The sequence below is a fragment of the Mesorhizobium sp. WSM4821 genome (assembly GCF_055901555.1).
This window is the reverse complement of the sequence record NZ_CM148371.1, coordinates 3,053,724-3,068,614: the sequence shown is the minus strand read 5'-3', so window position 1 is coordinate 3,068,614 and position 14,891 is coordinate 3,053,724. Positions and strand designations below refer to the sequence as shown.

12 protein-coding genes are annotated in these 14,891 nt (G+C 61.9%); 5 read left to right on the top strand and 7 right to left on the bottom strand.

Annotated features, from left to right (window positions below):
• The 5 genes from hisD (at position 1) to AC0NID_RS14775 (ending at position 6,858) form a co-directional block, all read left to right on the top strand.
• Positions 1–1,308, top strand: a complete 1,308-nt coding sequence (gene hisD / locus AC0NID_RS14795) for a histidinol dehydrogenase (RefSeq protein WP_473458064.1) — start codon at positions 1–3, stop codon at positions 1,306–1,308.
• Positions 1,305–2,090 carry an SDR family NAD(P)-dependent oxidoreductase gene (locus tag AC0NID_RS14790; protein WP_473458063.1) on the top strand — a complete coding sequence of 262 codons (786 nt, stop codon included), beginning with the start codon at positions 1,305–1,307 and terminating at the stop codon, positions 2,088–2,090. Before hisD ends, AC0NID_RS14790 begins: the two co-directional genes overlap by 4 nt.
• Before the next feature lie 43 nt (positions 2,091–2,133).
• On the top strand, positions 2,134–2,469 hold the full coding sequence (locus tag AC0NID_RS14785) for a trehalase family glycosidase (protein ID WP_473458062.1): 336 nt from the start codon (positions 2,134–2,136) through the stop codon (positions 2,467–2,469).
• Between the two features lie 208 nt (positions 2,470–2,677).
• Positions 2,678–3,286, top strand: a complete 609-nt coding sequence (locus AC0NID_RS14780) for a trehalase family glycosidase (RefSeq protein ID WP_474033473.1) — start codon at positions 2,678–2,680, stop codon at positions 3,284–3,286.
• 686 nt (positions 3,287–3,972) lie between these two features.
• Entirely contained in the window at positions 3,973–6,858 is a 2,886-nt protein-coding gene (locus AC0NID_RS14775) for an ATP-binding protein (protein WP_473458061.1), read from the top strand.
• 51 nt (positions 6,859–6,909) lie between these two features.
• Here the strand turns inward: AC0NID_RS14775 and AC0NID_RS14770 are convergent, their stop codons facing one another.
• From AC0NID_RS14770 to AC0NID_RS14740, 7 genes are all read right to left on the bottom strand, one after another.
• Entirely contained in the window at positions 6,910–7,485 is a 576-nt protein-coding gene (locus AC0NID_RS14770) for a cupin domain-containing protein (protein ID WP_473458096.1), read from the bottom strand.
• Between the two features lie 142 nt (positions 7,486–7,627).
• Complete coding sequence (locus tag AC0NID_RS14765) at positions 7,628–9,235, bottom strand: FAD-dependent oxidoreductase (protein WP_473458095.1); 1,608 nt, start codon at positions 9,233–9,235, stop codon at positions 7,628–7,630.
• A gap of 197 nt (positions 9,236–9,432) precedes the next feature.
• Positions 9,433–10,659, bottom strand: coding sequence for an MFS transporter (locus AC0NID_RS14760; RefSeq protein WP_473458060.1), 1,227 nt, complete (start codon positions 10,657–10,659; stop codon positions 9,433–9,435).
• A gap of 143 nt (positions 10,660–10,802) precedes the next feature.
• Positions 10,803–11,435, bottom strand: a complete 633-nt coding sequence (locus AC0NID_RS14755; RefSeq protein WP_473458059.1) for a hypothetical protein — start codon at positions 11,433–11,435, stop codon at positions 10,803–10,805.
• 10 nt (positions 11,436–11,445) lie between these two features.
• Complete coding sequence (locus AC0NID_RS14750; protein ID WP_473458058.1) at positions 11,446–13,704, bottom strand: xanthine dehydrogenase family protein molybdopterin-binding subunit; 2,259 nt, start codon at positions 13,702–13,704, stop codon at positions 11,446–11,448.
• A 1-nt stretch (position 13,705) separates the two neighbouring features.
• On the bottom strand, positions 13,706–14,167 hold the full coding sequence (locus AC0NID_RS14745; RefSeq protein ID WP_473458056.1) for a (2Fe-2S)-binding protein: 462 nt from the start codon (positions 14,165–14,167) through the stop codon (positions 13,706–13,708).
• Between the two features lie 233 nt (positions 14,168–14,400).
• Positions 14,401–14,829, bottom strand: a complete 429-nt coding sequence (locus tag AC0NID_RS14740) for a GlcG/HbpS family heme-binding protein (protein WP_473458094.1) — start codon at positions 14,827–14,829, stop codon at positions 14,401–14,403.
• Between the last annotated feature and the right edge of the window lie 62 nt (positions 14,830–14,891).

Here is a 14,891-nt window from a genome sequence, read left to right as displayed (position 1 = left end):
ATGATCCGTGTCCTGAAGGAAGGCCGTTCATCGGTTCAGAAAGTCAATGACCATGCCTCTGTCAAGGCGGCGGTAGAATCCGTACTGGCGGCCGTCGAGCAACGCGGCGACGACGCAGTGCGCCACTATTCAGAAACGTTCGACAAATGGGCACCTGACAATTTCCGCCTGTCACAGGCTGAGATCGATGAATGCATCGCCGCAGTGGCACCACGCGACCTCGATGACATCCGCTTCGCACAAGCCCAGATCCGGCGCTTCGCGCAGATCCAGAAAGATGCGCTTCGTGACGTCGAGGTCGAGACTCTTCCTGGTGTAGTACTGGGACACAAGAACATTCCGATGAGCTCGGTCGGCTGCTATGTGCCCGGCGGCAAGTACCCGCTGGTGGCTTCTGCCCATATGAGTGTCATCACAGCGAAGGTCGCGGGCGTGAAGCGCGTCGTGGCAATGACCCCGCCCTTCCACGGCAAACCCGCACCTGCAGTGATCGCTGCAATGGCCCTTGCCGGAGCCGACGAAATCTACGTGATCGGTGGCATTCAGGCGATTGGCGCGATGGCGATCGGCACAGACACGATTAGTCCGGTCGACTTCCTGGTCGGGCCGGGCAATGCGTATGTGGCCGAAGCAAAGCGCCAACTGTTCGGACGCGTCGGCATCGATTTGCTCGCCGGGCCAACAGAGACATTGGTTATTGCCGATGAGACGGTGGATGCGGAGCTCTGTGCCACGGACCTTCTTGGCCAGGCCGAGCACGGCCCCAATTCGCCGGCGATCCTGCTAACCAGTTCCGAACGTCTGGCTCAAGACACTGTCACCGAGGTCGAGCGGCTCCTCGAAATCCTCCCAACCGCGACGATCGCCCGCCAGGCCTGGGCCGACTACGGTCAGGTCATCGTCTGCGACACCGAAGAGGAGATGGTGACGGAAGCCGACCGGATTGCGTCCGAACACGTCCAGGTGATGACCCGCGATCCCGAGTACTTCCTCGCCAACATGACGAACTATGGGGCGCTCTTCCTCGGACCGCGAACCAATGTTGCCTATGGCGACAAGGTCATCGGCACCAACCACACTTTGCCGACGCTCGGCAACGCCCGTTTCACCGGCGGCTTGTGGGTCGGCAAATTCATGAAGACATGCACCTACCAGCGCGTCCTGACCGATGAAGCCTCGGCCATGATCGGCGAATACTGCTCGCGACTGTGTGTGCTTGAAGGTTTCTTCGGCCATGCCGAGCAGGCCAACATCCGCGTGCGGCGCTACGGCGGCAGAAACGTGCCTTACGCGCAAGCCGCCGAATGATGGTTGACGCCGCCCCCATACGCTTGCCGGCAACACCGTCATTCCGTCTCGACGGACGGCGGGCGCTGGTGACTGGCGCCGGGCGGGGAATTGGGGCGGCACTGGCTTCTGCTCTCGCGGAGGCAGGTTCCGAGGTCATTCTTGCCGCCCGCACCACCACGGAGGTGGAGACCGTTGCGACCGCTATCAGGGCTCGCGGGGGCCGGGCTGCCCCGCTGACCCTGGACGTGACCGACGTCGCCGGGGTGCGCGAAATCCTGGCGGCCCAGCCCGCCTTCCACATTCTTGTCAGCAATGCCGGCACTAACCGGCCCAAACCGATCGCTGAGGTGACGGAGGACGACTACCACGCGGTGCTCGATCTCAATCTGAAGGCCTCGTTCTTCGTCTCCCAGACTGTCGCGAAGCGCATGGCCGAGGACGCGATCCGGGGATCAATCATTTTCATGTCCTCGCAGATGGGCCACGTCGGTGCGGCAAACCGGACACTCTATTGCGCCTCAAAACATGCAGTCGAGGGTCTGACGAAGGCGATGGCGGTGGAACTCGGCCCAATGGGCATCCGCGTCAACACGATTGCGCCCACGTTTATCGAGACGCCAATGACGCAACCGTTTCTGAAGGATCCGGTGTTTGCGCAATCCGTCCTCACGAAGATCAGACTTGGCCGGCTGGGGCGGGTGGAGGATCTGATGGGCGCGGCAGTTTATCTGGCCTCCGATGCCTCGGCACTGGTCACAGGAACCTCACTGGTTGTCGACGGCGGATGGACCGCGGAGTGAGCGAACGCAATCTCGCCGCTCCAGAATGAAAGAGAGCAGCAGCATGGAAATTCTTGACTACATCGAGGCCTATTGGCCACGGATTGTCCGTAACGTGTCCGCTGACGAAGGCACGCTGATCGGGCTCCCCCGACCTTACATGGCGCCGGCCGAGGACCCAATTTTTCAGGAGATGTTTTACTGGGACAGCTATTTCACGGCCGTTGGTTTGAGCGGCACGCCTCGCGAGCAGCTTGTCGTCGACACGGCCGAGAATATGGTCGCAATGCTGCGTCGCTTTGGCATGATCCCTGTATTTCCTTTCACGCAGCCAGCCGCCACATTCGACTGCCATGTTTCGCCTTGCCTTCGAAACGAAGGAGGCTCGTGGCGATGCTGATGCCTGCGCTTTCCTTGCTGAAGCCATGAACCTCGCAGCGCTCGAGCATAGAAATGTCTGGCTTGGCGAAATTCATCCTCACATCAGGCGTGTTCATGCTGGACTGTCGCGCTACTTCGACGCGAAGTACACTGACGAACTCGCGAGCTTTGAGAGCGGCTGAGATCGCTCTACGCGCTGTCAGAATAGGTGGCTCGATCACCTTCCGATTTGTCTTAACTCTGTCCTGTATCTACGCGAAATCGACCTTGAGTGGGCATCTCGCCGCTTAGGTGATGGCAAGAGCGCCGACGCGTGGAGATCGGCCGCTGACGCACGGGCCGCATCTGTGCGCGATCTGATGTGGGACGAAACAGCCGGCCTCTTTTTTGATTTCGAATACGTCGCCGGCAAACGCGATGGCGTAGCAACCTTGGCTGCATTCTTTTCTCTGTGGTCAGGCCTCGCCTCGCAATCTGAAGCTGACCGAATGGTAGGTGAGTGGTTGCCGAAGTTCTCGCAGCCTGGCGGATTGGTAACTTCGCTCACTGCCCGGGATGGGCATCAATGGGCATGGCCAAACGGATGGGCTCCCTTGCAGTTTATCGTTGTAGCCGGCCTTGAACGCTACGGCTTTCGCGAGGAGGCAATGCGGATCATGCGCGCCTGGTGCGACACCTGTGTCCTTAGCTTCGAGAAAACTGGGGCTATGTGGGAAAAGTACAACGTCGTTGAGGTGGGCTCCCCACCGGTCGATGATCGATACGGCTCCGTCAGCGGATTTGGATGGACGAACGCAGTGTTCCTCGATTTTAATCGACGTCTCGGGGATCGCTAAGAAGGATCGGCGCGCGCCGAAACCCAACCGCGCGATTTCTTCGGCAGGGGCAACGCCCCTCCTCGGCGTTCGGAGCGGCTCCCGTCCTCTAGAGATGACGCGCAAACCACAGCTTGGCGAGCCTATTGGCGAACCGTCCAATAACCCATTGATAAATAAGGACAATGGTGGGCCCGGAGGGTCAACGTTTTCTACACAAAATCAATATGTTAGCGGCTGGTTCGCCAACCCATATCTCTCGTATGATCTCGTATGGTCTGGCGAACCCAAGGACCAAGATGAGGACTAGTATTCCATGCACGCGGTGTCTCTTTTACCCCACAAAGGGGTCGATGAACCTGTGTTGACCATAGGGTACGAGCGCGGCTGGTTTGGGCCGGAAGCGGACTAGCAGCTTCTGGGAGTTGGCACCAAAGCTGATGTATCGTGCCGGGTGTGAATGCATATCTGGGTGGGTTGAGCACCTACTGTCGACAATGGGTGGCGCAGGACGACCTGACTGGGGGGTATCATCTGGTGGGTCCAAAGCCTGCCTCAGCCCTTCAGCAATGCGTCGCACGCAGCAGGATCGGAAGTTCCAGGCGCGGAGCTCCTTTCTCTTTCAGTAGGCCGGCAACTGCGCGATACTCAGATTGTAGCCGCGAAGGAGTTCCAAGGGGAGGACAGGAGTTCCGAGGGGGAAGAATGTGACTGACGACAACTTAGCCGAACGGGCTCCAACGTCTTTCTCGTTCGGGCCTTTCACGCTTGTTCCAAATCGCCAGTTGCTCCTGCAGGGCGAAGTCCCGGTTCGGATTGGCGGCCGCGCGCTTGACATCCTGACAGCACTCGTCGAGCGCCCCGGCGAAGTGCTCAGCAAGCGCGAATTGATGGTGCGCGCTTGGCCGAGCATTAACGTCGACGACAGTAATCTCAAGGTCAACATGGCCGCCTTAAGACGAATTCTCGGCGACGGGCCAGGTGCGGCAGAGTACATTGCGACGGTCACGGGGCGAGGTTATCGTTTCATTGCGCCCGTTCAACCCAGGGGATCGTTCTTCTATCAGTCGGCCTCCTGGACAACGGCCCGCAGCAACAATTTGCCGATCGCCTCGACAAAGATCTTCGGTCGAAGAGATGCGATCGATACTATTCGACAGGATCTAGAAAAATCGCGGCTTGTGTCGATTGTCGGCGCCGGCGGCATTGGGAAGACGACTGTAGCACTCGCCGCCGCCGAACACGCGCTCGGGTCATTCAAGGATGGTGTCTGGCTTGTCGATCTTGCGCTATTGAGAGACCCGACGCTTGCGGCCAACGCAATAACGACGGCGATAGGCTTGGCCGTGCACTCCGCGGACGCGCTCGCCACGTTGCGCGAGCATCTGCGACACCGCGAGATGCTGATCGTGCTCGACAGTTGTGAGCACATCATCGAGGCGGCAGCCCAGTGCGCGGACCTGATCCTGGCGGGCGCGGCGGGCGTTAAGATCCTCGTCACCAGCAGAGAGCCACTTCGCGTCAAGGGAGAGCGCGTGCGCCGGCTGCCGGGGCTAGGCACTCCCGCGCCCTCGGCTCAGCCGGGCGCCGTGGAAGCGCTGACCTACCCCGCCATCCAGCTCTTCGTGGAGCGAGCCACAGAGAGTTTGGAGCAGTTCGAACTTACCGATTCTGACGCGCCGACGGCAGCCGAGCTGTGCCGGCGGCTCGACGGGCTCGCGCTGGCGATCGAGCTGGCCGCTGCGCGCATCAATCCCTTCGGGGTCGGCGGCCTGCTAAGGCAGCTCGACGACCGGTTCCGCCTGCTGGTGGGGCGTCGGGCGGGGCCGGCACGGCACCGCACGCTGATGGAGACATTGGACTGGAGCTACAGCCTGCTCACGGAGCGCGAGGCAGCGCTCTTGCGCGCCGTTTCCGTCTTCGCCGGCGTCTTCAGCGTCGATGATGCTTCGGCGATTTCGAACATGGCTCCCGCCGATGCTACGGACGCGCTGGCGGAGCTTGCTGCGAAATCGCTACTTGCGACGGACCTCAATGCCGACGGCACTGCCTACCGGCTTCTCGAGACCATGCGTGCCTACAGCCTTGAGCACCTGCGCGCGAGCGGCGAGGATCCCGCCGTGCGGCAGCGTCACGCGGAACATGTGCTTAAGGTGCTCGAGAGGGGCGCGGACGAGTGGACGCAACGCCCGGCCGGCGAATGGGGGACCACCTACGGCCGCTCAATCGACGATTTACGCGGCGCGCTCGTCTGGGCCGGGCAGGACACTGCCAATCGGCAGCTTCGCATCCGGCTGACGGTCGCGGGACTTCTGCTGTGGAACCATCTCTCGCTGACCGAAGAATGTCGCATCCACGTTTCGCAGGCAGTCGATGAGCTGGACTCGGCCGGGCTCGCGGGGACGTCCTTCGAGATGCAGCTCAAGGTCTGGCTCGGCGGCGCGACGATGTTCACGAAGGGCCTCCTGCCCTCGGCGATCGACGCCATGCGACGAGCCTTGGAGATCGCAGTCGAGATCGGCGACATCGATTGTCACGTCCGCTGCCTCAGGCTGATCGGCGTGTTCCAGCTATTCAACGGCGAGAACGACGCAGCAGTCCGCACGCTGGAGGAATTCGCCTCGATCGCGGCGGCGGGAGTCCCTTCCGCGGTGCTCGAGGCGGAAGTCGCCCTCGGTATCGGCGAGCTCTTCGTCGGCCGCCTCCAGGACGTCCGCGGACGCTTCGAGCGCCGCCAGGAGCTCAACCTGCGAGACATCAACGACGCGCAGCGCCTGCGCCACCATGTGCGATATTTGTCCGACAGGATCGTCGATGCGACGAACCTGCTGTCGCACGCCCAGTGGCTGACTGGTTCGCCCGACACCGCGCTGAACACCGCTCGCGCGACGGTCGAGTACGCGCTGAGGACCAGGCATCACCTCTCGCTCGGCAATGCACTGTCCTGGGTCTGCCCGGTGTTCTACTGGACCGGACGGCATGAGGAGTGCGCCCGCTATGTCGCAATGCTCGACGACCAGGCGAACCGGCACGGCTTCGACGTCCGCCGTCCGGTTGCCATGTTCTATCGCGCGGCGCTGAGGTGTGCGCAGGAAGACGCGGCGGCGGATGAGATCGAGCATGTCGAGCGGGCGATCGAGGAATTCCACGCCACCGGGCACCTTGCCCGGCTGCCCTATTATCTTGGCGTGCTGGCCGAGTTGCAGGCAAGACAGGGTCGCCTCGGCGAAGCCGGGATCACGATCGGAGCCGCGCTCGATCGGGCCAACGCGAAGAACGACCGGTGGTGCGCGCCCGAACTCCTACGGGTCCACGCCGCGATTCTCAGTGCCGAGGGCAAGACCGACGACGCGCAGGCGGCTCTCCTCACCTCGATGGAACTCGCCCTTGAAACCGGTGCGCTGTCATGGCGGCTGCGTGCGGCCAGCGATCTCGCGCGGCTCTGGCGCGTGGCATTGAGGCCGCAGGACGCGCACAACATGCTGCTGCCCGTTTTCAGCGAGTTTACGGAAGGAGCCGACACGCGCGATCTTCAGGTCGCCGCCGACCTTCTTGCCTCGCTCGCACGCCCAAGGGACGGTGAGGTTGCCTAGAGTCCTCCGGCTCGAGGCACCCTGGTACACGCGTCCTGACAGCATGCCCGCTCACCTTCGTGCGAGCGCGGCGGCGATCGAAGGCTCGTACCTCCCGTCGATCTGGATGAACAACATGCGGCAAAGCTTCCCGGAGCGGTTCGCCCACGCGTGGTTGGTGCCGCACTGGATCACGACGCTGCCGGGCTTCAGCTGCACCTCGGAATCATCGAGCACCAGCGTCATCTCGCCTTCGATGACGATGCCGTAGTCGACCGCCTCACTGCGATGCATCATAGGGTGGGGTGAATCGGATTTTCTGGTCAACCCCTTGGCGTCGTTGACCTCCTCGAACAACTCCTTCATTTGCGACTCACCATCCGCCAGGTATACCTCGTCTGGCGGCATGTCGACGAAGCGAATGCGGGTGCCGTGCTCCGGCGGCTGGTGCATCAGCGGTCCGGTGGTTGGGTCTGGGCTATTGTCGACCGGTGCCGGCGTGCCGCGAGTCTCCCAAACCTCATGGAAGATCATTCCGGGAATAGAAGCCAGGTCAACGACGGTCGGCAGCGGGCCGTCGCTTGCCACAATAGACTTGCCATCGGCATCGTGTCCGGTGACGACGCGGTGGATAGGAGGAAAGGACATAAACAGCTCCCCGAGGATTACGAAGCGGTAGGATCCAAGCACGGCAGCACGACGTCCTAACGACGCGCTCATCACCGACTTTATCGTCGCGTCTGTCGCGTGGCGACATTCGAACGACATCGGTTACCTCCGCAAATACCTGTCAGTGCGCTTCCGCCAAAAATTCATGAATGGCGGCGACGACCTGGGCGCCCTCTCCAACGGCAGACGCCACGCGCTTGACCGAGCCGGCGCGAACGTCTCCGATCGCGAACGTTCCGGGAAGATTAGTCTCGAGAGGATGGCGACCCTCGCCGACGCCTGTCCTGACGAACCCTTTGTGGTCGAGCGCAACGTCGCAGCCGGCAAGCCAGTCTGTATTCGGATCGGCGCCGACGAGCAGGAAGAGATGGCGCATCCGGCGCATGGTTTCTTCGCCCGTGTCGGCATTCTGCCATCTTACGTCGGTCAGGTTCTCGCCTCCGTGGAGCCCCGTCACCTCCGTGCGCAAAACCACCTCGATGTTCGGCTGCGCCTCGATGCGCTCGATCAGATATTTCGACATAGAGGCGGCCAGGCTAGCGCCGCGAACGAGCAACCAGACCTTTTCGACCTGGCCAGCAAGATACACAGCAGCCTGGCCGGCGGAGTTGCCGGCGCCCACCAGCGCGATCTCCTGACCTTCGCAAAGACGCGCCTCGATGGGCGAAGCCCAATAATGCACCGATCCCCCTTCGAACTGAGTGACATTGGGCAGATCCAGCCTGCGGTAGCGTGCGCCGCTCGCGATGACGACGGTGCGCGCACGCACTCGTTCACCGTCGCCGACAGCGAGACCGTAGGTTGAGCCATCGCCGTTCCGCTCCACGGCGAGATGATGCACCTCGTCAGGTATCACCATCTCAACGCCAAACTTCTGCGCCTGGTTGTAGGCGCGGGCCATCAGCGCGAGGCCCGAAATACCGGTCGGGAATCCGAGATAATTCTCGATGCGCGACGACGCGCCGGCCTGACCGCCGAAGGCGCGGCAATCGAGAACGACCGTCGACAGGCCTTCGGACGCTGCGTAGACCGCAGCTGCAAGTCCGGCCGGTCCCGATCCAACGATCGCAACATCAAAAAGCCTGGCTTCGTCTATGCGACGCACGAGGCCCATGCAGCGTGCGAGTTCGTTTTCACCGGGGTTGCGCAGAATCTTACCGTTCAGGCAGAGCACGATTGGCAAATGGTGGATGTCGATGCGGAAGCGCTCAATCAATGCAGCGGCGTCGGGATCACGTTCAGGATCGAGGACACGATGAGGTTGGACGTTCCGGCGAAGGAACCCCTGCAGGCGCATGACATCGTTGCTGTCGGACCTTCCGATGATGATGGGGCCGCCGGCCGACAGCTCCAGCAGGTTTGACCGCCGCAGGATCAGGGCGCGCATGATGCGCTCGCCCAGCGCCGCCTCCTGCACGAGCACGTCCCGCAGGCGCTCCGGTGCGATGAGAAACGCCTCGACGTCCTCGACAGCGACGGAGTCGACCAGCGACGGCCGGTTCGACAGCTGTGCCAATTCCCCGCTGAACTGGCCGGCCTGGTAGGTGACGATGACCTCGCGCTGGTCGAGGGCCGTCTGTTGGCTGACTTCCACCCTGCCTGAAAGCACCACGACGAAGCCGGGGGCCAGGCTGCCGGTCTTCGCGATCTGCGCGCCAGCGGGATACGTCAGGCTCTTGCCGAAGCGCTTCAGCCGCTCGATGTCGCGCGGCTCCAGGACAGGGAACATCTGGTCGTATCTGGGATGACGAGTCAGGTTCACCGTGGATTCCCCATAGCCGCAGCACTCGATTGCACAAACGGCAAAAATGCTAATTCGCGCATTGCATCTGGTATTTGCTGCATATCAATACGCCTGAGAGATAACGAAGCGGAATACAGTTTTGCAGGGTTGGGGCTTTGATCGGCACGCAAGGGACTTGACGACTAAACCGGTACGGTCGCAGCACGTCGAGAAAGCGCGATCTGGTAGACCACCAACCCGGCGGCAGTCAGCACGAATCCGGCAAGCGGTGAAAACAGCACGCTGTATCCCGCCGCGATGACCAGTCCGCCGCCCCATGCGCCAAGGGCATTCGCCACGTTGAGGGCGGCCAGGTTCATCGCCCCCATCAGCGTTGGAGCTTCGGGGGCGAGGTTTGTCATACGCACCTGAATCGTTGGAACTGCGGCCATCATCGCGGCACCCACGCCAAAGAGGCAGGGAAAGAAAGCCCATGCGTTACTTCCAAGACTCGACAAAATAACCAACACCACGAGCGTGAGCCCGTATCCGAGGACCAGGCCCCGGTACAAAAAGGTGTCTGCCAGATACCCGCCGACCAAGTTGCCGACCGTCATGCCGACACCAAAAACGCCGAGCGCCAGCGGTATCGTGGAAGGATCGAGTTGCACGACATCGGTCACCAGTGGCCCGATAAATGCATAGACCGCGAATATGCTTGAGATTCCCAGCGCCGCGACGGCTATCATCGCCCAGACGTTCAACCGCCGCAGCGCCGACAGTTCGTGAACGACGGATCCACCGCGAAGGGCTTCTGTGCGCGGAATGAAGAGGAACAGCGCAAGGAGCGCGACGGTGCCAAGGGCAGCCATGGAGAGATAGGTGTTCCGCCAGCCCAGCGTCTGACCCAGAAACGTTGCCAACGGCGATCCAAAGATCGTTGCTACCGTCAGTCCGGTCATGACGAGCGAGAAGGCCTTTCCTGCCCGGTCCGCGCCGAAGAAGTAGGCTGCCACAACTGCTCCCGCTCCAAAGTAGGCGCCTTGCGGCATACCGCTTATGAATCGGGCAACCGTAAACAGGCCGATATTACTCGCCATCGACGAGAGGACGTTTCCGACGACCCACAGCCCCATCAGAAGGAGCAAGAGAGTGCGCCGATTGAGCTTGGCTGCGACGAGCGTAACGAGTGGCGCCCCAAGCACGACCCCGAAAGCATACCCGGTGACCGCGTTCGTGGCGGTCGGAATATCGATCCCAAGATCGGCAGCATACAGTTGGATGATGCCCATGCTCGCGAACTCGGACGTGCCGATGCAGAAGCTGCCCAGCGTTAGTGCGAAAAGGGCGAGCGTCTGGTTCTCATGGGGCACACTCGAGGGAGCAATTTTAGTTGCCCTGCATTGAGCTTCATAGGCCTTTCCAAACATACATCCACCTCATCGGCCCGAGTTCGACGAAACAACGTGGACCGGCGCCTGCGCCTCTATTCTGACGCGGGGTCCGACCGGCGAAGGCACCCAGTCGGTGCGAAATGACGGCAGGGGCAGTCTTTCGTCCGCACCAAGCAAGCTCATTCCGGGCATGGCTGTCCGGCGGCTCCCCATTCCGCCATGTCCCGCACGTGGTCCTCGAAGGTTCCCGGCGGCGTGCTGCGGCCCTCCCCAGGCTCCCACCCTCGCGGAATAAACCCGCTTAATGATGCATCGTGCCGAAGATGATCGAGCAGGGCGACGGCATCGCGGCCGCCGTTGCGGGCTGGATCCCTGAGTTGCTTGCAGATTTCGGCGCCACTTTGGCCGTACCAAAGAAACTCCACCGGAGCGAGCTGCCAAGGAATACCGGCGCGCGGCGGCGCGGGAGCAGGGTCGTTCGGGAGAGTGGACGTCATATGGCAGGTCGAACAGGGCATCGCTTCGGCGCCAATCCTGCTCACCCCCCCATGAATGTTCATCCCGTGGACACGAGACTTCGTTTCACCGGCAGGGGTCCAGATCGGAATCGCTCGAGTGTCGACATGGCAATTGGCGCAGCGCGGATGTGTGACCACCGCCTCGATCCGTTGCCATGCTTCCAGGCCTGCCGCTTGGCTGACGCTGCCTTGCGGCAGTGCATCCCTGGAACCCTCGCCTTCCGCGTAGACCATCACTGTCAGAGGCGCCAAGGTTGAAGCAGCGAGCGCAATGGCAATCAGGAATCTGTCCATGACTGCCCCCTCAAACGAAGTCGATGAATTTGTTGAACGGCATCTCGCGGATGCGCTTGCCCGTCGCAGCGAAGATCGCATTGGCGAGCGCCGGCGCCGCGGGTGGAACGGGTGGTTCGCCTATGCCTCTGACCGTGTAGTCGTTTTCCAGGCCGCGCACTTCGATCACCGGACACTGATACATCCGCATCGCTTCGTGGTGGTTGTAGTTGGTCTGCTGGACAGCCCCGTTGGCATAGGTGAGTTCGCAGTTCATGGCGTGGCCAAGGCCCCAGACGACGCCACCCTGGACCTGGTTCTCGAAATTGACGGGATCAATGACCTTGCCGACGTCGGCAGCCACCCAGACCTTGTCGATCTTGATGCCGGCAGCCGTCATGGTTACTTCGACGACCTCGGCCACCGCCGTGCCGAACGACTCGACGAAGGCGACGCCCCGACCCTTTCCGTTACCGAGCGGGCCGTTCCAGTCCGACATTTCGCCGACTGTTTCCATGAGCTTCCGATAGATCGGGATCTTGCACATGTCGATGCGCGCATGGAGCGGATCGAGGCCGGCGGCGTGGATCAGTTCGTCGATGAAACTCTCGGTGAAGAAGCCGTTGGCCGACGCGCCGACCGACCGCCAAGTGGTGGATGGCGACACGCCCTGCACCTCGAAGCTGCTCGCACGATAGTTGGGGATGTCGTAGTACAGGTTCCAGATGCCAACGGCCAATTGGGCATCCGGGTCTGTCGGGGGCGAACCCATCCTCCCCAGCAGCTCCTTGAAGGGAGGCGTGGCTGCCACTTGAACATCGGCCGCGACAATCTTGCCGTCCTTGACGCTGCCTCGATACCTGCCCATCGCGATCTGCCGCGGAATGTCCTGCAGGAAATCCTGCTCCCGCGAGAAAACCAGTTTTACAGCCGTTCCGCGCAGCTGGTTCGCGATCTCGGCGAGCGCCCTGACGTTTTCGAATTCCAGGCGGTGGCCGAAGCTCCCCCCCGACCACTCATTGTGAAACGTGACCTGTTCGGGCTTCATGCCGATCGCATTTGCCGCAATGTACTGCACCGACTGCGGCGTCTGGTGGCCGACCCAGATTTCCATCCCGTCGTCGGTAACGATGCCGATGCCGTTGAGCGGCTCCAGCGGCTGGTGGCCGACATAGGGCGCCCGATACTCCGCCTCAACTAGCATGCCGTCGTTCAAACTGGCATCGACATCGCCGTCGTTGCGCCATTGCTTGGCAAGGAATTCCGGGGTGAAGGAAGATTGCACGATGTCCCAGTGCCCGGCTTGCTCGGCCGGGTATTTGGACGGTTCCCACACGCACTCTATGCGCTCGGCCGCCTGCATGGCATACCAGCTGTTGGTCGCGATGACAGCGACGCCGTTCGATATCTTCAGGATCTGCCGCACGCCCGGCATCGACTGCACTTTGCCGGCGTCGTACGACCGAATCGGCTGGCCCTTATTGGGATTGAGTTTGACGGCCGCGTAGACCATGCCGTCGATCTTCCGATCGATGCCGAACATCATTTCGCCGGTGACCTTGGCGCGGATGTCGAGCCGCTCCATCGGCTTGCCGATCAAGCGCCACTGTGATGGGTCGCGCAGCTTGACGTCGGTGATCGGCGGTATCTTCGCGGCCTCCGCTGAAAGCGCGACGTAGGGGATTTTGGTCCCGTCCGGTAGGATCACATGGCCGGCCTCGGTGCGGATGTCGGCGACAGCGACGCCGCTGTGCCTGGCAGCCGCCGCCTTCAGCGTTTCCCGTGCAACGGCGCCGGCCATGCGCAGCTTCTGATAGGTGTCGGGGATTGCGCTGGAGCCTCCGGTCATCTGCAGGCCGGACTGCCGCAGCCATTCCAGCGCAGCCGCCCGCCCCTTCTCGGCCTCGGGGCTCTGGTCCGCCGCCATGAACGGGGCGATTTCGTGCGCGAAGCCGGTGTTGAAATAGGCGGGGCTGGGCCCGGCGAAGCGGACCTCGAACTGGCCGAGTTCCAGGTCCAGTTCCTCCGCGATCATCACTGGCTGGATGGAACCAATGCCCTGCCCGATGTCGGCATGCTGGGCAATCAGCGTGATCCTGTCCGGGCTGATCTCGACCCAAGGATTGAAGGCAACCGAGTCCGGACCGAGATCTGCTGTCAGCGGGTTCGCCGCGGCGGGAGAAGCCGGGGTCTCCTGAGCGCGACCATAGGACCCGAAGGCCACGCCACCGGCAACGGCGGCGGAGCCGAATACGAAGGCGCGGCGGGAAAGACCTAGCGTAGCGCCCATCTCATTCCCCTCCGATCTTTTCCGCGGCCGCGTGGATCGCGACGCGGATGCGTTCATACGTGCCGCATCGGCAGAGATTGCCCGACATGACCTCGTTGATGTCCTCGTCGGTCGGCTTGGGATGCGTTTTGAGCAGCGAGATCGCCTGGATCATCTGGCCAGTCTGGCAGTAGCCGCACTGCGCAACCTGGTGCTTGATCCATGCCTCCTGCACCGGGTGCAGCTTGCCGTTGCCAACCCCTTCGATCGTGGTTACCGCCTTGCCCGCGACGTCGGCCATGCGCGCCTGGCAGGAGCGGACGGCCTCACCATCGACTTGCACCGTACAGGCGCCGCACAGGGCTATTCCGCAACCATACTTCGGACTTGTAATGCCAAGCTCATCGCGCAGAACCCAGAGCAAGGGCATCTCGGGTACCACGTCGACTTGGTGCCTCAAGCCATTGACAACGATATCGAACATCGTAAGCCTTCCCTAGTTTGCTGGTACTTGGCTATTGCATGCAAACGTACTGGCGGCTTCCAACCCTGCAAGGGACAGTCCGCCAGAATTTACCTTTTTTAACCGGCGGTTAGTCCTCGACAGCGGCCAGCGTGGGCCGAGTTTTTTCGGGTTTCGACCAACGCTTCTTGACCGTCGGTATTTCGTCGACGGTGGAATGGCGATGCGCACCGCTTTCATCACAAATGTCTCGTTCACGCGTTGCTTGGAGTGATTGCTGCGACCGCCGCCTCGGCGACCGAAATGTCTTGCTCGATCGTTCCGGCGCTCGCGCCCACCGCACCAATGATTTCACCGTCGACGCGCACCGGCACCCCGCCGCCGAAGATGATGACCCGCCCACCATTGCTTTGCCCGATGCCGAAGAGCGGCGCACCGGGCTGCGCCAACTCGCTCAGATAGGCGGTGGTCTTATCGAACAGACGGGCCGTCACTGCCTTGCCTATGGCGAGATCGATGCTTCCGATCAGGGCACCGTCCTGACGCGCAAACGCTACAAGCGCGCCACCGTGATCGACGACGGCAATGTTGTAGGCAATGCCGAAGCTTGCGGCTTCGGCTTCGCCCGCTTCCAGCATCCGCTTTGCATCGGAGAGAGTGAGGGTGGTGCGAGAACAGGGCATCGTCTTCATTGCCTCAGGTCGCTGTTCGGCGGTCAGATCGAATTTGACTAAGCTACACGCGA